Genomic DNA, 21178 nt, shown 5'->3' with positions numbered 1-21178 from the left:
TCCCGCCATCTTCAGCAGGCTCGCAACCATACCGGACGTTTGCCGCAATGGCAGGCCGAACAATACCTTCACACTAAGGCAGAACTGGATGGCCGCATCGGAGAAGGTCTCCGGTCGTCCGCGTTTGCCGCATCGCTCGGCGAACCAGGTCATGTCGCGGTCAAACCAGACCAGCAGAGAGCCGCGCTTTCGAAGTGATGCGTTATAGTTGGACCAGTTCGTTGTTCGATAGCGGGAAGAGGCAGGCTTCGGCATGCCGCCGATCTAACCTACGGGATTCGCAAAGTGAATCCTCTACGGCCTTTGTGCAACAACGCCCCCGCCTTCCAGAAGCGCGCCGCCTGTTTCGGAATGATTTTGTAAAGCAGAAATCGATGCTGACAGCCATGGTGGCGGCCTGTGTCAAAAATCTGGATGACCGGCAAGCGCTGGGGGAACTGGCGACGCAGCTTCTTGGAACACATGCGCATCTGGGTCTGGGCGCGCGGGAGACCGAGGCGGCAAAGCGGTCACTGATTGCCGCTTCGCGCGATGTTCTGGGGGCGGATCTGGACCCTGAGACAGAAGCTGCCTGGAGCCGTGCCATCAGCCTGGTGGCAGGCACGATGACACGGCACTAAAGGCCAGCCGCGCCGGATCAGACCGACATGCAGATGTATTTCATCTCCAGATAGTCTTCGATGCCGTGATGGCTGCCTTCGCGGCCCAGGCCGGACTGTTTGACGCCGCCAAACGGGGCCACCTCGGTGGAGATGATGCCAGTGTTCACCCCGACGATCCCGTATTCCAGCGCCTCGGCGACCTTGTACACGCGGCTCAGATCCTTGGCATAGAAATAGGATGCCAGGCCAAAGATAGTGTCATTGGCCAGCGCGATCACCTCGTCCTCGTCCTCGAATTTGAACAGCGGAGCGAGCGGGCCAAAGGTTTCGTCGGTGGCAAAAGCCATGTCCTGGGTGGCGCCGGTGACAATGGTCGGCTCAAAGAAAGTGCCGCCCAGTTCCGACGGGTTGCCGCCCAGAATGACTTCTGCGCCCTTGGCTTTGGCGTCGGCAATATGGTCCTGCACCTTGACCACGGCCTTGCTGTTGATCAGCGGGCCGAACTGGACGCCCTCCTCCAGCCCGTCGCCAACTTTCATGGCGGCAATGGCGGCCTTCAGTTTTTCGGCAAAGGCATCATAGACGCCGGCCTGCACATAGATCCGATTGGCGCAGACACAGGTCTGGCCGTTGTTGCGGAACTTGCACATGATGGCGCCCTCTACAGCGGCATCCAGATCGGCGTCGTCGAACACGATGAACGGCGCGTTGCCGCCCAGTTCCATCGAGCATTTCATCACGGTGTCCGCAGCCTGACGCATCAGGATGCGGCCAACCTCGGTGGAGCCGGTGAAGGTCAGCTTACGCACAGCGTTGTTTTCGCAGAACTCCTTGCCGGTCTCCGAGGCATTGGACGAGGGCACGACGCTGAAGACGCCGGCCGGGATGCCTGCGCGGTCGGCCAGAACCGCCAGCGCGGTGGCCGACAGTGGTGTCAGTTCCGCAGGGCGGGCGACAAAGGCGCAGCCGGCTGCCAGCGCCGGGCCAGCCTTGCGGGTGATCATTGCGTTGGGGAAATTCCACGGCGTGATCGAGGCGGCAACCCCAATGGGCTGCTTCAGCACGGTGATGCGTTTGTCGCGCTGGTGGCCGGGGATGGTTTCGCCGTAAATCCGTTTGGCTTCTTCGGCAAAGAATTCGATGAAAGAGGCGCCATAGCCGATCTCGCCGCGCGCTTCTGCCAATGGCTTGCCCATCTCGGCGGTCAGAATCACCGCCAGGTCTTCCTGGTTTGCCATCATCAGGTCGAACCATTTGCGCAGGACGACAGCGCGTTCCTTGCCGGTCCACTTGGCCCATTCCTTTTGCGCGGCTTCTGCCTGGGCGATGGCGCCGGCAACCTGGGCGCGGCTGATGTCGGCCACCTGGGCAATCACGTCGCCGCGCGCCGGATTGGTCACATCAAAGGTATCCTCGCCCTCGACAAACTGGCCGCCGATATAGCCGCGGGTTTCCAGCAGGCTGGGGTCCTTGAGCAGGGATTTCAGGTCAGTGGTTGCATCAAGCATGGCGGGCCTCCGGGGTGTTTTGTTGTGGAATGCAAAGCAGCTGTGCCTAGATATGTCCAGAAAGATTGATGAGTCCAGGATTTGATCAAATATATAGCGGGAATTTGACCCAAGCAATTTGACATGCGCTGTGCCAGACTGTCAGGTGTCAGCCAACAATAAGAATAGGGGAGATTGGGCATGGAATTGGACGATGCCTATGCCAACGGGGCCTATATCGAAAACGCAGATGCCTTTCCGCCGCGCTGGGCAGCATCGGCTGAGGATTTCCGCAACAGCCTGCATGAACGCGCCCGGCTAGATATCCCATATGGCACCGGTGCCCGGCAGGCCTTTGATCTGTTCCTGCCCGAGGACACGCCCAAGGGAGTGCTTTTCTTTGTGCATGGCGGCTATTGGCAGGCCTTCGACAAAAGCTCCTGGTCGCATCTGGCGCGTGGTGCGATTACCCATGGCTGGGCAGTGGCGATGCCCTCCTATGACCTTTGCCCCGACGTCCGGATTGCAGACATCACCCGTCAGATCGCTGCGGCAGTAGGACGGATTGCGGCTGAGGTGGACGGTCCGATTGCCCTGGCAGGCCATTCGGCAGGCGGCCATCTGGTGGCCCGGATGCTGGACAAGAGCTTGCTGCCCGCTGCGGTGGGTGAGCGGATCAAGACAGTGCTCCCGATTTCGCCGCTGGCCGATCTTTTGCCGTTGCTAAGGACGTCGATGAACCAGAAGTTCAAGATGGATTCGGCCGCCGCCGTGGCGGAAAGCCCGGTGGAAATGCGGGACCGTTACCCGGCCGAAGTCACCGTCTGGGTCGGCGGCGAGGAGCGTCCCGCGTTTCTGGATCAGGCGGTCTGGCTGGCGGAGGCTTGGGACGCGGATCATGTCATTGCCTTTGGCAGGCATCATTTCAATGTGATTGACCCGCTGGCCGACCCTGACAGCGATCTGGTTGCGCTGATCGTGAACTGAGACCGGGCAGAGACCGCAGCAGTCGTTTCGGGGTAAGTCCCCTGCCAAAACAGGCTTGCCAGAATCCCTGTTTGGCGCCATCTTCTGCCTCAGGGGCCAGGCGATGGCGTCGCCGCATGGAATACATGCCAGCCCCCACATTCCAAAACTGTCCTGAACGCCGGGACCTTTCTTGTAAGAAGGAAGGGTCTGATATGACTGCACGTCCTGAAATGTACCGTTTTCACAACGGTGAGAAAGCACCGCTGCAATTTGCGGTCTCTGAATACGAGGCGCGGATCGCCGGTCTGCGCAAAATCATGGCTGAAAACGGGGTGAGCGCCGCTGTCTTCACCTCGATGCACAACATCTCCTACTACTCGGGTTTCACCTACTGCGCCTTTGGCCGCCCTTACGGCATGGTGGTGACAGCAACCGAGGCTGTGACCATCTCGGCCGGTATCGACGCAGGCCAGCCCTGGCGCCGATCGTTCTGCGACAACATCACCTACACCGACTGGCAGCGCGACAATTTCTGGCGTGCGATCAAGTCGGTCTCCGGCGAAGGCACGGTGGTTGGCTATGAAAGCGACCACCTGACCCTGCTGCAAAAAGCCAAGCTGGACGGTTTTCTGAAACCGTCGCAGCTGGTGGATCTTTATGAGCCGACCATGCGCCAGCGGATGGGCAAATCCGCCGCAGAGCTGGAGATGATCCGCGCCGGTGCGGCTGTCGCGGACGTGGGCGGCTTTGCAATCCGCGATGCGGTCAAGGAAGGCGCGCGCGAGATCGACGTGGCGATGGCCGGCCGCGATGCGATGGAACTGGAAATCGCCAGGCGCTTTCCGGATGCCGAATACCGCGACACCTGGGTCTGGTTCCAGTCGGGGATCAACACTGACGGTGCCCACAACCCGGTCACGGGCCGCCGCTTGCAGCGCGGCGATATCCTGTCGCTGAACACGTTTCCGATGATCTCTGGCTATTACACCGCGCTGGAACGGACAATGTTCGTCAAGGAAGTGGACGCCGAGTCCCTGCGCATCTGGGAGGCCAATGTGGCGGCTCATGAGCTGGGCATCTCATTGCTGAAACCGGGCGCAAGCTGTGCGGAAATCACTCATCAGATCAACACATTCTTTGAAGAGCGAGACCTGCTGCAGTACCGGACTTTCGGCTATGGTCATTCCTTTGGCGTGTTGTCGCATTACTATGGCCGCGAGGCGGGGCTGGAGCTGCGCGAGGATATCGATACAGTGCTGGAGCCGGGCATGGTGATCTCAATGGAGCCGATGCTGACCATCGCCGACGGCCAGCCCGGCGCCGGCGGCTACCGCGAGCATGACATCTTGATCATCCACGAAGACGGCAATGAAAACATCACCAAGTATCCCTATGGGCCGGAGTTCAACGTCGTTGGATAAGACGTGTCTCGAAGATGCACCGGGACGACGTTCCGCCGCACGGGCGGCGGCCCTGCAGGCGGGCTGAACGTAAAAAACTCAGGGGGTGCCATGCTTGTGCCCCCTGTCCGCCTTGTGCCCCTTGTCAGCGCCCCAATGCATCTCTTGTGTATTGGGGCGGCCGCACAGATCGCTTCGAACCTCCGGCTAAGCGGCTGGCTGTTTCAGTAAATTGGCAGACGTCGGTACTCCTTTGCTGCAGTTGCCATCGTTGGAAAGATCTGGCTTTCCGAGACGGCATCCGAGCAGCGCGCCTGCATCGGGCGCAGCGTATTCCATGCCGGTGTCATCCAAAGCGCTGAGTCAGGATCCTTCGCTGCGCGGTAGAGGTTTTCATGCATGGAGACGCTGAGCTGGGTAGCGTCATGCTGCGCGGTTACTGTGAGCAGGTCTCCGTCCTGTGCGGCTAGCGGATGGTCCAGTAAAAAGGCGGTCCGGCCCCAATGGCCGCCTGAGTGCAGTCCGTTTGCCACTATAACGCCGGGCGCCAGGGTCATTTCGAAAGTGACGAGCACAGCATGGATGAGACCAGCCGCGGTGCAGGCGAGATCCTGAATATTACATCCCGCTGCCATGCTGGGGCGGATGAAGTCAAACGCAAACAGTTCTGTTGCCGGACCCAAAGGGCGCAGGCGGCAGGCTGCGAAGTCATTCGGGGTCAATTGCGCCACCCGCGCGAAGCGATGAAAGGCGCTGAGGTCGAAACCCTCTGCCTTCTGCGGCCGCCAGAGGTCGAGAAGGCGAGTGCTTTCAACCGGCTGAGCCAACAGGGTGCCCTGTTCAGGGATTGCGCGTGCATTGGGCTTGGCAAGGGCGGACATGGCATGAGTGAGGGTTGCAAGGGCACCTTCGCCGAGAAGCACTGTGTCGACGATTTCCGATATCACGACATCCGCCAGTTCAGGAATATCCTTGCCCACAACAATGTCGTGCGACCATTTTGGGATCACCGTGATGCGGTCGCTGAGCCCGTTTTCCGCGATAACCCGCATTGCAGCCTGAGCGATCAGTGGCTGCTGTTCGCAGGTGTAAACGTGTTTCGCGCCGGCCCGCGCTGCCAGCATTGCCGTCAGGCCCGCACCGCAACCGATATCCAAAACGACGTCGCCTGGCTTCACCTTGGCCTGGATTGCTTTGGCATAGGCTTGGTTGCGCGCTGCGTCGGCCAGCATGGGAAAATGCCAGCGGGGCACAAAGGTTTGATGGAGCCGTTCCTGCAGGATCTGGGCTTCGTGGTGCCTGGGATCTTTGCGCAGAGCCTCAGTAAGAAGCTGGGATGTCTGCAGACCGCCATCGGTCAGAGGAGCAGAGTTGGCAATTTGCACGAGTCCGTCTGCGGCAGGCGTACTGTGGCGAAGATAGTTGGGGGGCGGGGCGTGTCTGTCTTGCAAGTTCTTTCCTTTTTGAAGCAAATACTGCTGAAACGCATATTCTCCGACCGTGTCTAACAAATTGTGAAAATGCCGGCGGGCTGCGGGGCAGTTTCCGCTCTGCAAGTCTTGCGCTTGCCGGACGTCCTGCCTGGCTGATCCCGGCAGGCGTTGCGCAGCGACGGGTCTTGGGGCATATGTTCCGCCACGGCGTGACCCGCCTGTTTGTTACCCTCTTGCTGAGAGCGCACAACCGCGCGCCCCGCGAGGAAGAAAGAGCCACCGCCATGTATGATGCCCCGGAAAAGAAAAAATCAGAATTTGCTCTGATTCAGCTGATGCCGAACCTGATGACGATCGGTGCGATCTGTGCGGGTCTGTCGGCGATCCGCTCTGCGGTTTACGGCAATTACATGCTGGCGGTGATGCTGATTCTGCTGGCGGCGGTGCTGGACGGGCTGGACGGGCGGCTGGCCCGGGCGCTGCATAGCGAAAGCAAGATGGGCGCCGAGCTCGACTCGCTCGCCGATTTCCTGAACTTCGGGGTGGCGACGCCGATGGTGATCTATCTCTGGGCTTTGCAGGACGTGCATGGGGTGGGCTGGATCTCGGTTCTGGGTTTTTCGGTCTGCTGTGTGGTGCGGCTGGCGCGGTTCAATGTCAGCAGCAAGTCAGAGGAAGAGGGCCCAAATCTTCGCAAGGGATTCTTTGAGGGTATTCCTTCGCCGGCCGGGGCGCTGCTCGCACTGCTGCCGATGTTTGCTTCATTTGCCTATGGTAGCAGCGACCCGGTCCTGCATGAGCTGCTGATTTGTCTCATTATGGTGCTGGTGGGGCTGGCAATGATCAGCCATATCCCGACTTGGTCGCCGAAAGCGGTTAAAATTTCCCGCGAGAATGTTAAGTATCTTCTTGTGGGCTTTGCTTTCATGGCGGCGGCGCTCTTGACCTATGCATGGACTGTGCTGGTCGCGCTTTGCCTCGGCTACGTTGCTATGGTGATTTGGGGGCTGGTTTCAAAGCCAAAAGACTAGCCCAAGACGTCCGGGGAGGGACGAATTGGATATCAAGGCAGTTGAAGAATCTTATGCGCGCTGGGCGCCGGTTTATGACAAGACATTTGGCGCAGTGACGCGCTCTGGCCGCCGTCGAGCGGTTCGCTTTATTAACTCCAGGCAAGGCAGTGTGCTGGAAGTCGGTGTCGGCACCGGGCTGTCCTTGCAGCATTACGCACCGCATCTGCAGGTGACCGGCATCGATTTCAGCCACGACATGCTGAAAAAGGCCGCGGCCAAGGTGCAGGAACTGGATCTGGCCCAGGTGGAGACGCTGCGGCAGATGGATGCCCGGCAGCTGGATTTCCCGGACAATTCCTTTGATACGGTTGCAGCGATGCATGTGCTGTCGGTGGTGCCGGATCCGGAAAAGGTGATGCATGAGATCGCGCGGGTTCTGAAACCAGGCGGCAAGGTGGTGATCACCAATCACTTCAAGAGCGGCAAAGGGGTGCGGGCTTCCCTGGAGAAGCTCTCGGCGCCCTTGGCCAATGTGATCGGGTGGCACTCTGATTTTGCACTGGAGACGGTGCTGCAGGAGGACCGGCTGCAGGTGGAGCAGCAGGAAAGCCTGCCGCCCTTTGGCATGATGACTTTCCTGGTGCTGGGCAAGCAGCAGACCATGTGAAACAGCCTGTTTCCGCGATGCAGCCCCGGGGGAACTTTCCGGGGCTTTTCTTTGTGAGGCCTGTCTGCAACAGTGCATCTGAAACAGGTGGAATTGCACCACCTCAGGGGATGTAAATTGAATTTACATCCCCATATCAGGATCAGATATTTGACAGGGAAGGAGCGGATGCGATGAGTGTGTCCCAATTTGAAAAGATGGTGTCGGAAAGCCAGGACAAGGTCCGGGAGTCGCAGTCCAAGATTGAGGCGCTGACCTCGCGCATCGAAGCTGCGCGCAGCAAGATCGAGGCGGGCGAGGATGCCAGCATCGACATCGAAAACGCCACGCTGGACGATGTGCACGCGCATACCGACGTGATGAACGCCAACATCGCTGAGCTGATCATGGGGCTGGACGATGTGACGGCGGCGTTCTCGAAAGATTTCGACGAGATGCGGAGCAAGACCGGCTGGGAGAGCTTTGTCGGCTTCTTCTCCAAGGGCAAATCGGACTCGATGCGTCAGGAGCGGATGCGCACGGCCAGCATTGATGACAAGCTGCAGGATCTGATTGCCAAATCGGACGTGATCGTGAAGCTGCTAGAAGGCCAGTTGGCAACCCTGGAAGAACAGCGCGAGAAGGTGCAGGCAAATCTGGCGTCCACGTTGGATGACCGCGAATTCACGGTGCAGGAGCTGGAAGCGGTAAAGGCGGAAATCACCGCGCTGGACCCGCAGATCATCGATCTGGAAAACAAGATTTCGGTCGAGCAGGACGCCGCCGCACGTACCAAGCTGGAGACCGAGCTGGCCGATCTGAACGCGAAATACAACGCGCTGGTGCAGGATGAGCAAGTGAAGCTTGCGAAATCCCAGACGCTTGAGCGTTATATCGAGAAGGGCAAGACCTGGGTCGACAGCCTGCAGAACCAGGCGGCGACGCAGATGGTGCTGATCAACAAGCTGCAGACGGACACCCAGCAGCGGGTGGTGCTCTATGACGCGCTGACCAAATCGCTGAAAACCGCGCAGCAGCAGGATGTGGCGCACCGGATCAACGAGATCGGCGTGCAGACCGACAAGGAAGCCCAGACCGCAATGGCGGCGATTGGCACCGCAACCAACCAGCGGATGGCTGACATGCTGGAAGCGCATGAGGACAACATGGTGTTCGCCCGCGACGTGCTGGAGAAGAAGGCCAAGGCCGATGAACGCTTTGCCCGCCGGTTCGCCGCGATTGTCGAGAAGCACGACAAGAACCTCTATGGGGGATAACTTCAAGTATTCGCTCGCAGTTTGCGTCAGTGCAATGCGCTAGCTGAGCTTGAGAGTTCTGGAGGGACTTAAGATGAGCGATCCCGCTCAGGATCGTGTGTTTGCAGCCGAAACCTCTGCACTAAGCCGGAGGCGGAATAGGCGGAACAAGACAATTAGAGTTGTGACTTTTCTATGTTGCGCCGCAGTTTTTCTGCTTGGCTTAGCGGAGGGAAGCACAAATTGGCTTGTTGCAGGTATCTGGGGGATGGCCGTGGCGTCTATTGTTCTGCAGTGGCGCTTTCCCGTGGAGCGAACAACCAGAGTGGAAGCAGATGCCCGGATGTCTACTCAAGATGCCCTGGCCTCAGCTGATGTTTGGAAGATCCTGTTCAAAAAACATGGCCTGTCTTTTGCTGGGATGATGCTTGCCATCATTGTGTTCCGTCAGTGGGGCCTGCCGTGGAGTGGCGTGTTCGGTCTCTATCTGACGATTCTGATTGGAATGTTTGAAGATGCCAAGGTAAGTGCGGAATGGCTAAGGAAAGTAAGATGACCGACCCCGCCGAAGATCACGCAGGCCTTAGCGATACCTTCGCCTCGCGCCGGTACTTCAAGAAGTTCGACACCATCATCCGGCATCTCACCCGGGTGGCGGCGGCGATACAGGCGGAGGGGCGGCTGTCGAAATCCGATGTGAAGGTGCTGACCGCCTACCTCATGCGGCTCAACTTCACCTTCCGCGCGCTGAGCATGAAATACCTGATGGCGGGGCGCGACACGGGCCGCTTCTTTGGCAGCCTGGCGATGGACAAGCGCGACAGTGGCTTTCCGGTGGCGGCGGAGTTGATGACTATGGCCAATGACGCCCAGCAGGCGGAGCGGCATCTGGCCAATATGGCGAGCGAAGAACAGCTGAAGGACGATATGGTGCGCACCATCATCTCCGACCGCGCGGTGCCCTCGAAACTGCAATTCGCCCTGTCGCAGCGGCTCTATTATCAGGAACTGCTGAAGGGTCAGCTGTTCTGGACCCAGAACGATCCGGTCTGCGAATGGCTGGAAAACATCGGCGAGCGGCGGCGCCGCTTCCTGCTGCACTGGGCGGCCTATGACAGCCAGGTGAACCTGCCGGTGATCTACCTGATGGAGCTGGAGGACAGCGGCAAGGTGGCGCTGCCCAAGGATGAACGCCGCTGGCCGGAGGTGCAGGCGCATCTGATGGCGCAGGCGCTGGCCGGGCTGAAGCTGGTGACCATTGCCAAGGGGTTTGACGAGGATTTCGACGACCTTCACCCCAAAAGCCTGCGGCGGTACCACGTGGGGCCGATGTATTCTTCGGCTTATACGGAACAGTCCGGCCCATTGCACCGGGTGCTGGAAGAGGCCGAGGCGCCCGCCGGTCAGGACTGGGCCTTGGCCTGGACGCTGGAAGAGCTGGAAAGCGAAAACGTGCGCGAGGAGCGCGCTGGCTGGTTCGGCACCGTGGAGCGCGAGATTTTTGCGCTCGACCCCTTTGGCGGCCGCGGCGCGGATACCGGGGCAACCCGCACCCAGCGCGCCATCATCCTGCCGCAGCGTCCGTTTCAGGTGCTGGCCGAGTTGAACCCGCCGGGGTTCGGCGATGTGCAGAAGTTTGTGGTGAGCGAAGCGGGGCAGGTGCTGCGGTATTGACGCCTGTGCGTGTCGTGGGAGCGGGAGCCTCCGGCGGGGATATTTTTAGCCAGAAGAAGACGCGGACCGGATTTGAGGTCGCAGGGGATGAATTGAGAGGGTGAGATGAGCATTTCAGGCAATCAGATGGAGCTGCGGGAAGAGGATATCCGCAAGCATTACGCGGCTGCGGCGGCGATGCTGGAGGGGTTTGACCACACTCCGCGCATTGCCAAGCCTGCGGTCGAGGGCAAGGCGCCGGAGCGGTCCTCTGGCATTGGTTCGCGGCGGCGCTTTCGTTCGACCACGCCGGGGCTGGTGACGCGGTCCACTGCGCGCCCCGATGGTGTGCATCTGATTGCCCGCATTGAGGCTGCGGATGAGGATGATCCGCTGACCTCGCCCTTGCAGGCGACACTGCAGCATGTGTTGCGCCGGTCGCTGGCGATTTCCTTGGCAATGGGAGAGGCCTATGCGGATGTATCGGGCCTTGCCGATCTGAAACGGGCCAATCTGTCAGGATCGCTGGACGCGGCGCGCAAGGGGGAGTTCACCGAACTGCTGGCCGCCGAGGCGCTGATTGCGGCGCATGTGTTTGCCAATGCCACCGCCTATCTGCTGGCGCCGCACGGGTCCGAGGCACAGGCCGAGGTGGGCGAGGCGGAGGAGATGCTGACGGACAATGCGCCGCTGGCCCTGCATGGCGCACTGTGGGAGCTGGACCAGAAGCTGGCGCTGCACGGCACCGATGATGTGTATCTGATTGCGGCGACGGCTGGTTATGTTGAACAGCTGATGGAGAAGGCGGCCCTGCGTGCGCAAAACGCCCCGCGGCTGGAGGCATTCTGTGCCGCCGCCTGGCGGGTGGAGGCCGATGACCTGACCCTCAGCGGCTTTGAGCCTGCGGCCAAGGCGAAATCCACCACTCTGGCGATGGCGTTCAAGAAACCACATGAGGTGGTGGGCAACCATATCGCCAAATACCAGGCGTTGCGTCTGGCCAAAATGCTGATGGCCTATGATTTTGACCGCCGCATGAACCCCTTTGCGGAAATGGGCGGTTTCATCTTCACTTTCATGGGGGACGGCAAGCCGGGGACCGGCAAGACGACGCTGATCCAGATGATGGCTGGCCTCATCCATGACTACTGCCAGAACGCAGGCTACGCCTTCCGCTATCAGAATTTCGGTATCGACAATATCGACAGCTATCAGGGCAAGTCAGGCCAGAACGCCAAATCGTTCATCCAGAATGTGGTTGATCCGGGCGTGATCGGATTTGGCACCATCGACGACATCGACCAGATCGCGGGCAAACGCGGCGACCGGCAGTCCAGCGCGGGCCAGCAGGAGGTGACGGCGGTGTTCATGGAGGCCTTTGCCGGCGCCAATACCGTGGTGCGCGGCAACTGCACCTTTGGCATGTTCTCCAACTACCCGGAGAATGTCGACGACGCGCTGCGCCAGCGGGCCGGCGCGCGGTTTCTGGTGGACGGGCCGCAGACGCGGGAGGATTACATCGACATCCTGACGCTTCTAATGGGCAAGAACCATGCGATCCCGCAGGGCGACCATGACCTATATGGCGCGCAGGAAATCAAGAAGGCGGTCGCGCGCTCCTTTGAGGCGCATAACCGCCCACAGGAGCCGGGACTGGCAGAGGTGTTTGGCCGGGTGGAGGCCCAGATTGGCGCGCTGGATGATCTGGCCAAGCTGGGCACCTATCTGAAGGCCATTCAGCAAGCGGATGAGCGCTTCACCGGGCGCGCTATCAAGAACATCACCGATGCGGTCAAGGTCCGGGCGATGGATTTTGAACTGCCTGATGAATGGATGGAGAACCCGGAGCTGTTCCTGTTCAAGGATTACGAGACCAAATCCGCGATGATTGGTGAGCTGCGAGTGCCGATCACAGTCGACATGGTGGTGCAGGAGATCAACCGCTACGCCGATAGTGAGTTCCGCTATGCGGACAAGTCGGATGAGGTGGCAATTGAAAACATGGTGCGCGATTTTGGCCGGCAGGAAGAGGCCAAGCGGCGGTATCTGGAGGGGCAGAGGTGATAGGCCCTCTGATTCTGATCCTTATGCTTGGTGCGTCGCTTAGTGGTTGGTGCGGTGTCGCCGTGGCGCGCCGTGCCCGCCCGCTTGGCAGATCTTTGCTGCATTTGGTGCTTTTGCTGTTTGCTTTGAGCTATGTCTTTGGCGCTCTGTTCATAATTTGGCTGGCGGGGGCGTCCGTGCTGGACAGAAACTCTCTGCTTCATGCCTTTGGGCCTGGCGGGATGCCGGGCGAGTTTCTTTCATTTGCGCTGGTGTGCCTTGTGCCGGCGACAGTCATCGCTGTTCCTGTCTTTTTCCTTACACGGAAGCGACAGAGCAGCGTCTTGGGTCGGGGAGGTTTGAATGGCTGAGAAATTCCGCGACTCGTTCTGGCGGCGAAACAACCCGGTAATGTGGGGTGTGCTTGCGACTGTGGCAGTGGTTCTCTTTGGCACCTGGGCGGCCAATCAATCGGTTTGTCAGACGGATTTCTGGGGTAACCAGAGTTGTGGAGGCAGCAAGTGGAGCACTTTTCTGAAAGCGGCACCCAATGAGGTTGGTGATACGCTGGCAGGCTTTGCTGGGGCGCTGGCCTTTGTTTGGTTAATTGCGACTGTTTGGTTGCAGGGGCAGGAGTTGGCTGAACAACGAGAGGAGTTGCGCGAACAACGCGTTGCGACACAGGATATGGCAAGGGCCATGGCTGCTCAGGCAAAGGTATTTGAAGATGAGCAAAGGGCCCGTGATGAAATGAGGGCCAAAGAAGAATTGGGTGCATTACTGGAAAACGTTGTTGATCGAATGACGACTTTTCCTCTTATCGAAATTTCTTGGAACGTAGAAATTTCTGAGGAAGAAAAGGGGTTTATAGACGAAATGTCTTGGCCGCTATTTTTCCATGAAAGAGCACATTATGGTTCGGAAACTCCTCAGCTTATTGAAGTAACCGAGATCGACACCTTTCTCAAAAAAGTGTTTTTCCATTTGGATCTTGGATTTGACGGGCAAGACCTGAGGAACGAAGCAGGCGCGTTGCCAGAAGATGAATGGATGGAGCTGCCGCTTGTGGATTTGGTTGCTAGGCTTGCCGAGATCTCTGATCTTTCAGCGTCTCTCTCGGTTGCTCAGATGCAACGTGTCAGGAACATAAGAGTTCTTGATACCCTAAGTGTTATTGAGAGTTTCCTAGCTCAAAGGAAGTGGTTTCAGAGTACAATGGGGGAGGAAATAGCATGAAACGCCTCATCCAGCATGGCCTGATGTTCGGCAATCTCTTCCATGTGGCCTCACCCGCGCTGGTGGAGCGCTATAACCGCGCGCTGAAGCATCTGACCGGCCAGACCACGGCTCTGACGGATTTCCACGTCGATATCTCGGGCTTTTCGCCCGAAATCGGGGATGAGCTGGGGGATGATCACTATCTGAACCATGCGGGCGTGAACCGGCAGTTCATCCTGCTCAGCACCGAGCAGAAGCGCTGCCCGCTGCTAAATGTGAAATTCTCCACCAGCCGGGACATTCTACGGCGGTTTATCGAGGTGAACGAACGCCAGCTCTTTGCGCTAACGGCGACAGATGCGGTGGCGGGGGAGCTGGTGAATTCGGTGTTTGAGGTCTCTACCCCTGCCAAGCTGTTCGACATCCAACAGGTGCGGATCGAGGCAGACACCACCAAGGGCACCCTGCGCCATGCGGACCGTCTGGCGGAACTGGTGGAGCAGTTCAAGACAGGGGAGGATGCCTGGTTTGACGACGCGCTGATTGGGGAAATGATCCAGACGGCGGAGAAGACCGGCGATGTGACCCGCAATCCGGTGCATCTGCAGCATGAGGTCTTTGAGCAGGCGAACTTCTGGACCGCGCATTTCGGCGGCATGTATGTGTTTCAGGGTCTTGAGCATCCGGCGGTGATTGCCAGCGGCGAAAAGCCCGAGGGTGTGCCGCTCGATCGCGTGTTCAACCTGGGGCAGCGCAATGCGATTGCCAGGTTTCTGGATCTCAACGGCCTGGCAGAGCCGGTGATCCGGGCCCGCGGCGTCGATGGCGCGGCAATCCTGCGGCAGAAGATGGGGTTCCTTGCCGTGTCGGTGCTGACAGAAAAGGGGCGGGACCTGTCGGGCCTGTCGCGCGCGGATCTGCGGCGGCTGGCGGCGCGTCACGCGGAGGAACTGCCGGAGGAGTTCGAGGGGCTGGCAGCACTGGTGCGCTGGGCAGAGGGTGGCGGCAAATGGCCGAAGATCACCTCTGACCATCCGGCCTATTTTTATTCCCTGCGGGCGTCGGACACGCCCTGCCGCGATCTGGTCAATATGCTGCTGACAGAGCTGTGCCCGCATGACTTCCGGCAGCTGTTCATCTGCCACAAGGAAGAGTTTTACCGCCGGTACCGCGGCTGGCCGGAAACCAAGAAGGCCTATGCAGCGGAGTTTCTGGCGCGGGAGTATGCGGTGGACAAGGCCGGTGCACGCGAAGCGCTGTTCGGGCATGAGCCGGATATGGAGGGACGCTCGCCCAGGCTGCCACAGGTGCGGCGCAAGGGCATGGTGGAGCGCGTTGGCCCCTGGGGCGCCTTGAACCGGACACGGGGGCGCTAGATGTTCGGTTTCCTGCGCCTCGCCCTGATCCTTTTGGTGGTGCTGACCGTGATCTACGGCGCGGTCTCGCTTTACTCGCGCGAGATGCGGCGGCTAAAGCTCAAGCGGCACTGGAAAGAGAGGGGGTTGACCGGCGACCGCGCGGCCTTCATCCAGCGGGGGCTGAAACAATACGACACCTCGTTCCGGCGCAAGCTGATCCTCTTGGTCTATATCATCCCGCTGGGGGCGCTGGCGCTCCTGATCTACGTCATTAACTTCATGTGAGGTCTATCCCATGCGTTTCATCAAATGGGCTTTCCTGATTTCTTTCTGGGTGCTGCTTGGCGCCTTCCTGCACTACACGCTGCCGCAATATGACGTGGTGCGCATCGTCAACACCTATGAAGAACGGCAGGAGCTGAACGACTGGACACGCATTTTCTGGTCCAAGCCGGACGACCAGTCGGCCACGCTGCTGAACCGCGATGTGCAGTTCATTCAAGGTGTGCGGCCGAATGGCGACCCGATCGTCTACCGCAACGAGGATACCGGCTGGAACTGGCCGCCCTATTTCAAATTCGACACGGCGAACCTTTATACGGATGCCAATGACGCGGTCTCGACCAAGGACGCGCCAGAGTGGGTGTCCGTCATGCACTACGGCTGGCGCAACCAGTTCCTGTCGATTTTCCCCAACGCGGTGACAATCAAGCCTGTGGCGGGGCCGGACGACAAGCCGACCAATTGGTTCACGATCATCTTCCTGGTGCTGCTGGCGGCGCTATTGTGGGCGATCTATGTGCGCTGGCGCCGGTTCCGTCAGGCCCGGATCGATCCGATGATCGAAAGCGCCGAGGACAGTCTTTATGCGGCGGGCGATGCGATTGCCGAACGCAAGGGCCGGTTCCGCCGCTGGCTGGATACCTGGAAATCGAAATGAGCAAGGGCCGCCGCTGAGGCGGCCTTTTTCTTGGCTGCGCAGTTAAACTCTCGAATCGATTCGGATGCGTTTTCTGCGTAATCGCATGAAAGATAAGGGCTTGCCGCAAACAGACCGGCGAGTGCCGGTTTGAGATTCCGGACATTTCCGACCCGCTCGGCATAGCAAACATGCATGTCTTTTTCCGGTTTTTGCGGGTCGGATTTGTCTCCGCTTGCGGCGCGCGAATAAGGCACTTTCCGTATCAGCAAGGTGCCGCCTTTCGGGGCGGAGAATTGGGAAGCTGGTGAAACTCCGGCACTGCCCCCGCAACGGTGACCCCGGGCAAGGCATGGCAATGACCACTGAAGCCGCGGCTTCGGGAAGGTGCCAGGCCCCGCCGCCAAGCGGCCCCGGGACAGTCCGGAAACCAGCCTTGTCCCGAAAACGTCAACCGCGGGCGGCGGCAGGGCGATTGCAGGCGCGTGGTCTGCAATCTCTCTTTCTATGCCTGCACCCTAGCCAAGACGCCGCGGGGATGCGGCAAAGGAGAGAAGCAGATGCTTCACGACAGCGAAATTCTGGCCAAACTGGTGGCCCGTCAGAAAAACTATTCCCTGGAGCAGGCGTTCTATACCGATCCGGGCGTGCTGGATCTGGACATGCGTCAGATCTTCTACCGCGAATGGCTGTTCGCCATTCCCGCCTGCGAGGTTCCCAAGGCCGGCAACTTCGTGACCCATCAGGTCGGCGCCTACAACGTCATCATCGTGCGCGGCACCGACGGCGAAGTGCGCGCTTTCCACAACGCCTGCCGCCACCGCGGCTCGGTTGTCTGCAAGGCGAAAAAGGGCAATTCGCCCAAGCTGGTCTGCCCCTACCACCAGTGGACCTATGAACTGGACGGCTCGCTGTTGTGGGCGCGCGACATGGGGCCGGACTTTGACGCTTCCAAGCATGGGCTGAAGCCTGTGCACTGCCGCGACCTGGCCGGGCTGATCTATATCTGCCTGGCGGATGAGGCGCCGGATTTCGATGCCTTTGCCGCCGTGGCCCGCCCCTATCTGGAGCCCCATGACCTGGGCAATGCCAAGATCGCCTATGAAAGCTCGATCATCGAGGAAGGCAACTGGAAGCTGGTCTGGGAGAACAACCGCGAGTGCTATCACTGCGGCGGCAATCACCCGTCGCTGTGCCGGACCTTCCCGGAAGATCCGTCCGTAACCGGTGTTGAGGGCGGCGTGACCCCGCCGCATCTGCAAAAGCATTTCGACCGGATCGAGGCGGCGGGCGTGCCGGCCCAGTTCCAGATCGACGCGCGCGGCCAGTACCGCTTGGCGCGGATGCCGCTGAACGAAGGCGCGGAAAGCTATACCATGGACGGCAAGGCCGCTGTGGCCAGGAAACTGGGCCGGGTGCCCTTTGCTGATGCAGGCACGCTCTTGAAATTCCACTACCCGACCACCTGGAACCACTTCCTGCCGGATCACTCACTGGTGTTCCGGGTGACCCCGATCAGCCCGACCAAAACGGAAGTCACCACCAAATGGCTGGTGCATAAGGATGCGATTGAAGGGCAGGATTATGACCTGAAGCGCCTGACCGAGGTCTGGATCGCCACCAATGACGAGGACCGCATCGTGGTCGAGGACAATCAGCGCGGCATCAACACGCCTGCCTATGAACCCGGCCCCTATTCAGAAGTGCAGGAGAGCGGCGTCATTCAGTTCTCCAACTGGTATGCCGACCATCTGACCCGCGCGCTGACCGGGCGCCACCTGATCGCGGCGGAGTAAGCGCATGGGACTGCAGGCCAATTTCGAAACTCTGGACGAAACCCTTGCGTGGAAGGACGACGAGATGCTGGAATGCGTCTCGGTTGTGCCGGAGGCGCCGAACACTGCCACCTTCAGCTTCCGCGCGCCCTCAGGCGCGTGGTTCAAATACCAGCCGGGCCAGTTCCTGACGCTGGAACTGCCGGTGCCGCAGGAGACTGTCTGGCGGACCTACACCATTAGCTCGTCGCCCTCGCGACCCTTGTCGATCTCGGTGACAGTGAAGGCGCAAGCCGACAGCATCGGCACCCGCTGGATGCTGGATCACCTGAAACCGGGCATGTTCCTCAGGGCCTCCGGTCCGGCAGGTGTCTTCACTCTGCCCAAGCGTCCGAACGGCAAATTCCTGTTCATCTCGGCAGGCTCCGGCATCACGCCCAGCCTGTCGATGACCCAGTATCTGTTCGACCGCGGCCAGTCGCCCGACATCTGCTTTATCAACTGCGCCAAGCGCCCCAGCGAGATCATCGCCCGTCAGCAGCTGGAAAGCATGGCGTCGCGGGTGCCGGGGCTAAAGCTGAACTTCGTGGTGGAGGAGGATGACCCCTATCAGGTCTGGACCGGCTACCGCGGGCAGCTGAACCAGATCATGCTGGGCCTGATCGCCGGCGACTACCTGGAGCGCGAAGTCTATTGCTGCGGCCCAGAGCCGTTCATGCAGGCGGTGCGCGACATGTTGATCGGCCTCGGCTTTGACATGGAGAACTACAATCAGGAAAGCTTTGGCGCGCCAGTGGAGACGGCGGCAGATGCGCCGGAGCTGGACGATGTTGTCCCCGAAGAAAGCGCTTCGGCCGAAATCACCTTTGCGGCCTCCGGTGTCACCGCCACCTGTACCGAGACCGACACTGTATTGGCGGTTGCCAAGGCCTCTGGGCTCAACATTCCGTCGGGCTGCACCTTCGGGATCTGCGGCACCTGCAAAGTCAAAAAGACCGCAGGCGATGTGCATATGGTCCACAACGGCGGCATCTCGGAGGAAGATGTGGAAGCCGGTTACATCCTGGCCTGCTGCTCCAACCCGATTGGCCGGGTAGAAGTGGAAATCTGATCCTGGGGAGGGCTGTTGCAGGCCCTCCCTTCTTCGCTGGTCCAGCGACTGCGGCAACAAAGTGATTGACGCCGCGCCCGTCCCTTGGTCAACACGGGGCCGAGCCTTTAATCCCCCGTTGCGACACAGGACCACCACATCATGACCGCCAGCAAACGCATCGCCCTTTCCAGTGACCACGCTGCCATTGAGCTGCGCAAGGCCGTTGCCGCCCATATCAAAGCGCAGGGCTGGGAGGTTGAGGATATCGGCCCGCAGACCCCGGAAAGCACCCATTACCCCAAACACGGGGCCGCTGCGGCGCAGCTGGTCGCCTCTGGAAAATGTGCGCTGGGCATTGTTTTGTGCGGCACCGGACAGGGCATCATGATGGCAGCAAACAAGATAAAGGGCATTCGCTGTGGTGTCTGTTCCGACACGCTTTCAGCCAAGATGATCCGCGCCCATAACGATGCCAACATGCTGTCCATCGGTGCTCGCGTGGTGGGCGAGGGACTGGCGCTGGAGATCGTCGATGCCTTCCTGGGCGCTGATTTTGAAGGTGGCCGGCATGGCACCCGCGTGGATATGATCAAGGCGCTGGAAGACTAAGAGACGGAATGGCGGGCGGGTCCGCCGTTCAATCGGCAAACAAATGACGGGTCCCGGCAATCTGCCGGGCCTTGTCCTGCGGCAGGCTGAGGAACCCGCTGAGCTGCTCCGCATTTTCGTCTTCACTACCTGTCTCGCGCATTTTGTAGAGCGGGTTGAAGCCGGCGTCGCGGATGCGGTCGCCTTCATGCAGAATGTCATTGCGGATCGTCGGCAGCAGCCGCTCCAGCGTCAGCTTTGGCGTGCGTTCGCCTGCCAGCCCGACCCTGTTTGCATGACCGATCAGGTATTCATCGCTGAAGTCGCATTCGATGTGCAGGAACCGGGTCGACGAGCGGTCTGAGTGGAAATCATTCATCAGGTCGATGGCGCCGGGATCCAGGCAGATGATCAGCTTGTCGGTTTCATAATATTCAAACAGCATCCGCATCAGGGCGCGGCGGTGGCGGGTGCGCTTCATCAGCGCCGCCTGAATGCCACCAAGGTCGGGCAGCGGAGTGTCCTCCTCATGAAACAGGTATTCAATCGCCGGGATATTGGTCACTTGGCGGATCTGTTCCAGCAGGCGTTTGGCGATGTGCCATTTCTTGCAGACCACAATCAGCAATTCGCGCTCGCGGCCCAGGGTGCTTTCGGTTTCCCAGAAACGCGGCGCAAAGCGGCGCCCGTCGCGGCCCCGCTGGGCCAGGAACTTGTAAAGGCTACGGCCCTCGTTGGAGATCTGGAACTCCACGCCCTGAGCAGCATAGAGCCGTCCCAAGCGCGTTTTCAGCTCCTTGGCCTCTGGACTGATCTTGCGGGCAAACAGAAAATCCTGGCTGAGCAGCAGATCGTAGTGATCGTTGTAGAAATTCACCGGCATCCCGTAGTCGGAAAACATCAGGAAGGTGAGGGTACGGGTTTCGATCTCTGCTTCCGGGATCAGGTGGCGCACCAAAGTCTGAAAGAAGGTTTCATCCGGAATCCAGGTGGTGCGGAAAAAGCGTATCACATCGCGGCGTTTGCGGAGGAACTCCAGAATCCACTCCACGGTGCGACGGCGCAGGCACCACCACTGGCTGCCGATCTGCATTTGGATACCGTCCGGGACGCCCCGCTGCAGCCCGAACTTCTTCTGAAGCGCGTGGCTCCAATAGAAAAGTTTCTTATGCTTGCGCTCGTTAAAGACGTGCCGGTAAATCAACCGGTCCTCCCGCATGCCGGTCTTGATCCAATTGCTTTCGAAGAAGTCGAAGCTTTCGATGAAGTCCTTGTCGTGCCCGTCCAGGAACCGATGGGCGTATTCCGCGGTCTTCACTGCCATGCAGTCGCCTGACAGCATGTAGAAATGGGTGGCGCGCGGGAACTCCTCGATGGCGCTGCGCAAGGCATGCAGCGTGGCTTCGACCAGTGACCACTCGCCCCAGCCGCATTTGATCCGCTTCCTGGCAAAAGTGACGTTGGGGTTGTCGTCCAGTTCTGCGCGGATCCGCCGGTAATCCTCTGGCGCCGCCCGCCCGTCGAAGTGAATCGCCATGCAATCACCGGCTGCGGTCAGCCGCTCAGCCTGCTGGATGATCGCGTCAGGGTCTTTGTGGCACAGCAGGATATATGCGATTTTTGCCATGTGGGGGACGGTCTGCCTTATTCTGCCTGATTGTTTACCTTGATAGGCATGCTGTGCATACGATTAAACCAGATAGTTCCTGTTTCAGTAAACTTATG

20 protein-coding genes and 1 riboswitch are annotated in these 21178 nt (G+C 59.7%); of the genes, 16 read left to right on the top strand and 4 right to left on the bottom strand.

Going from position 1 to position 21178, the window contains the following annotated elements:
* Positions 1–255, bottom strand: a 255-nt coding sequence (locus ACP151_RS18215) for a transposase (RefSeq protein WP_424978662.1), incomplete at its 3' end; no start/stop codon positions are given.
* Here ACP151_RS18215 and ACP151_RS18210 point away from each other — a divergent pair.
* Positions 198–620 carry a globin domain-containing protein gene (locus ACP151_RS18210; protein ID WP_424980317.1) on the top strand — a complete coding sequence of 141 codons (423 nt, stop codon included), beginning with the start codon at positions 198–200 and terminating at the stop codon, positions 618–620. The genes ACP151_RS18215 and ACP151_RS18210 overlap by 58 nt on opposite strands.
* A gap of 17 nt (positions 621–637) precedes the next feature.
* On the opposite strand, the gene ACP151_RS18205 is transcribed toward ACP151_RS18210, so the two are convergent.
* The gene (locus ACP151_RS18205) at positions 638–2110 is read right to left on the bottom strand and encodes an NAD-dependent succinate-semialdehyde dehydrogenase (RefSeq protein WP_424980316.1); all 1473 of its coding nucleotides are present in this window, start codon (positions 2108–2110) and stop codon (positions 638–640) included.
* Positions 2111–2290: 180 nt separating this feature from the next.
* Here ACP151_RS18205 and ACP151_RS18200 point away from each other — a divergent pair, with 180 nt between their 5' ends.
* Together ACP151_RS18200 and ACP151_RS18195 are read left to right on the top strand one after the other, a co-directional pair.
* Positions 2291–3076 carry an alpha/beta hydrolase gene (locus tag ACP151_RS18200; RefSeq protein WP_424980315.1) on the top strand — a complete coding sequence of 262 codons (786 nt, stop codon included), beginning with the start codon at positions 2291–2293 and terminating at the stop codon, positions 3074–3076.
* A 194-nt stretch (positions 3077–3270) separates the two neighbouring features.
* Positions 3271–4479: an aminopeptidase P family protein gene (locus tag ACP151_RS18195; RefSeq protein ID WP_424980314.1), complete on the top strand. Its 1209-nt coding sequence runs from the start codon at positions 3271–3273 to the stop codon at positions 4477–4479.
* Between the two features lie 203 nt (positions 4480–4682).
* Here the strand turns inward: ACP151_RS18195 and ACP151_RS18190 are convergent, their stop codons facing one another.
* Complete coding sequence (locus tag ACP151_RS18190; RefSeq protein WP_424980313.1) at positions 4683–5909, bottom strand: 50S ribosomal protein L11 methyltransferase; 1227 nt, start codon at positions 5907–5909, stop codon at positions 4683–4685.
* 266 nt (positions 5910–6175) lie between these two features.
* On the opposite strand from ACP151_RS18190, the gene ACP151_RS18185 reads away from it, so the two are divergent.
* The 13 genes from ACP151_RS18185 to rpiB all read left to right on the top strand — a co-directional run bounded on the left by ACP151_RS18185 (position 6176) and on the right by rpiB (position 19474).
* The gene (locus tag ACP151_RS18185) at positions 6176–6922 is read left to right on the top strand and encodes a CDP-alcohol phosphatidyltransferase family protein (RefSeq protein ID WP_424980319.1); all 747 of its coding nucleotides are present in this window, start codon (positions 6176–6178) and stop codon (positions 6920–6922) included.
* Between the two features lie 25 nt (positions 6923–6947).
* A complete protein-coding gene (locus ACP151_RS18180) occupies positions 6948–7571 on the top strand; it encodes a class I SAM-dependent methyltransferase (protein ID WP_424980312.1) in 624 nt (207 codons plus the stop codon).
* A 173-nt stretch (positions 7572–7744) separates the two neighbouring features.
* Positions 7745–8827, top strand: a complete 1083-nt coding sequence (locus ACP151_RS18175; protein WP_424980311.1) for a hypothetical protein — start codon at positions 7745–7747, stop codon at positions 8825–8827.
* Positions 8828–8900: 73 nt separating this feature from the next.
* Positions 8901–9362 carry a hypothetical protein gene (locus ACP151_RS18170; protein WP_424980310.1) on the top strand — a complete coding sequence of 154 codons (462 nt, stop codon included), beginning with the start codon at positions 8901–8903 and terminating at the stop codon, positions 9360–9362.
* Complete coding sequence (locus ACP151_RS18165; RefSeq protein WP_424980318.1) at positions 9359–10480, top strand: hypothetical protein; 1122 nt, start codon at positions 9359–9361, stop codon at positions 10478–10480. The genes ACP151_RS18170 and ACP151_RS18165 overlap by 4 nt, the downstream gene beginning before the upstream one ends.
* 105 nt (positions 10481–10585) lie before the next feature.
* Positions 10586–12523, top strand: a complete 1938-nt coding sequence (locus ACP151_RS18160; RefSeq protein WP_424980309.1) for an ATP-binding protein — start codon at positions 10586–10588, stop codon at positions 12521–12523.
* A 342-nt stretch (positions 12524–12865) separates the two neighbouring features.
* Positions 12866–13738 (top strand): hypothetical protein, encoded by an 873-nt coding sequence (locus ACP151_RS18155; RefSeq protein WP_424980308.1) that lies wholly within the window; start codon positions 12866–12868, stop codon positions 13736–13738.
* A complete protein-coding gene (locus ACP151_RS18150) occupies positions 13735–15096 on the top strand; it encodes a DUF6638 family protein (protein WP_424980307.1) in 1362 nt (453 codons plus the stop codon). The genes ACP151_RS18155 and ACP151_RS18150 overlap by 4 nt, the downstream gene beginning before the upstream one ends.
* The gene (locus tag ACP151_RS18145; protein ID WP_424980306.1) at positions 15097–15363 is read left to right on the top strand and encodes a hypothetical protein; all 267 of its coding nucleotides are present in this window, start codon (positions 15097–15099) and stop codon (positions 15361–15363) included.
* A 10-nt stretch (positions 15364–15373) separates the two neighbouring features.
* The gene (locus tag ACP151_RS18140) at positions 15374–16018 is read left to right on the top strand and encodes a DUF1523 family protein (RefSeq protein ID WP_424980305.1); all 645 of its coding nucleotides are present in this window, start codon (positions 15374–15376) and stop codon (positions 16016–16018) included.
* A gap of 233 nt (positions 16019–16251) precedes the next feature.
* Positions 16252–16450, top strand: a riboswitch (cobalamin riboswitch).
* Positions 16451–16557: 107 nt separating this feature from the next.
* A complete protein-coding gene (locus ACP151_RS18135) occupies positions 16558–17793 on the top strand; it encodes an aromatic ring-hydroxylating oxygenase subunit alpha (RefSeq protein WP_424980304.1) in 1236 nt (411 codons plus the stop codon).
* A gap of 4 nt (positions 17794–17797) precedes the next feature.
* Positions 17798–18883 (top strand): 2Fe-2S iron-sulfur cluster-binding protein, encoded by a 1086-nt coding sequence (locus ACP151_RS18130; protein WP_424980303.1) that lies wholly within the window; start codon positions 17798–17800, stop codon positions 18881–18883.
* 141 nt (positions 18884–19024) lie between these two features.
* Complete coding sequence (rpiB, locus tag ACP151_RS18125) at positions 19025–19474, top strand: ribose 5-phosphate isomerase B (RefSeq protein ID WP_424980302.1); 450 nt, start codon at positions 19025–19027, stop codon at positions 19472–19474.
* Between the two features lie 28 nt (positions 19475–19502).
* Here the strand turns inward: rpiB and ACP151_RS18120 are convergent, their stop codons facing one another.
* Positions 19503–21080 (bottom strand): DUF5928 domain-containing protein, encoded by a 1578-nt coding sequence (locus ACP151_RS18120; RefSeq protein ID WP_424980301.1) that lies wholly within the window; start codon positions 21078–21080, stop codon positions 19503–19505.
* Positions 21081–21178 lie beyond the last annotated feature (98 nt).

The sequence above is a fragment of the Leisingera sp. S232 genome (genome assembly GCF_049800895.1).
Classification (GTDB): domain Bacteria; phylum Pseudomonadota; class Alphaproteobacteria; order Rhodobacterales; family Rhodobacteraceae; genus Leisingera.
Note: the sequence above shows the minus strand (reverse complement) of the source record. Positions and strands in the feature narration are given on the sequence as shown.

Excerpts from the sequence above, each read along its gene's own strand:
- ACP151_RS18210 (WP_424980317.1), top strand. The coding sequence starts at position 198 with ATGCGTTATAGTTGGACCAGTTCGTTGTTCGATAGCGGGAAGAGGCAG.
- ACP151_RS18205 (WP_424980316.1), bottom strand. The coding sequence starts at position 2,110 with ATGCTTGATGCAACCACTGACCTGAAATCCCTGCTCAAGGACCCCAGC.
- ACP151_RS18200 (WP_424980315.1), top strand. The coding sequence starts at position 2,291 with ATGGAATTGGACGATGCCTATGCCAACGGGGCCTATATCGAAAACGCA.
- ACP151_RS18195 (WP_424980314.1), top strand. The coding sequence starts at position 3,271 with ATGACTGCACGTCCTGAAATGTACCGTTTTCACAACGGTGAGAAAGCA.
- ACP151_RS18185 (WP_424980319.1), top strand. The coding sequence starts at position 6,176 with ATGTATGATGCCCCGGAAAAGAAAAAATCAGAATTTGCTCTGATTCAG.
- ACP151_RS18175 (WP_424980311.1), top strand. The coding sequence starts at position 7,745 with ATGAGTGTGTCCCAATTTGAAAAGATGGTGTCGGAAAGCCAGGACAAG.
- ACP151_RS18170 (WP_424980310.1), top strand. The coding sequence starts at position 8,901 with ATGAGCGATCCCGCTCAGGATCGTGTGTTTGCAGCCGAAACCTCTGCA.
- ACP151_RS18165 (WP_424980318.1), top strand. The coding sequence starts at position 9,359 with ATGACCGACCCCGCCGAAGATCACGCAGGCCTTAGCGATACCTTCGCC.
- ACP151_RS18160 (WP_424980309.1), top strand. The coding sequence starts at position 10,586 with ATGAGCATTTCAGGCAATCAGATGGAGCTGCGGGAAGAGGATATCCGC.
- ACP151_RS18155 (WP_424980308.1), top strand. The coding sequence starts at position 12,866 with ATGGCTGAGAAATTCCGCGACTCGTTCTGGCGGCGAAACAACCCGGTA.
- ACP151_RS18150 (WP_424980307.1), top strand. The coding sequence starts at position 13,735 with ATGAAACGCCTCATCCAGCATGGCCTGATGTTCGGCAATCTCTTCCAT.
- ACP151_RS18145 (WP_424980306.1), top strand. The coding sequence starts at position 15,097 with ATGTTCGGTTTCCTGCGCCTCGCCCTGATCCTTTTGGTGGTGCTGACC.
- ACP151_RS18140 (WP_424980305.1), top strand. The coding sequence starts at position 15,374 with ATGCGTTTCATCAAATGGGCTTTCCTGATTTCTTTCTGGGTGCTGCTT.
- ACP151_RS18135 (WP_424980304.1), top strand. The coding sequence starts at position 16,558 with ATGCTTCACGACAGCGAAATTCTGGCCAAACTGGTGGCCCGTCAGAAA.
- ACP151_RS18130 (WP_424980303.1), top strand. The coding sequence starts at position 17,798 with ATGGGACTGCAGGCCAATTTCGAAACTCTGGACGAAACCCTTGCGTGG.
- rpiB (WP_424980302.1), top strand. The coding sequence starts at position 19,025 with ATGACCGCCAGCAAACGCATCGCCCTTTCCAGTGACCACGCTGCCATT.
- ACP151_RS18120 (WP_424980301.1), bottom strand. The coding sequence starts at position 21,080 with ATGGCAAAAATCGCATATATCCTGCTGTGCCACAAAGACCCTGACGCG.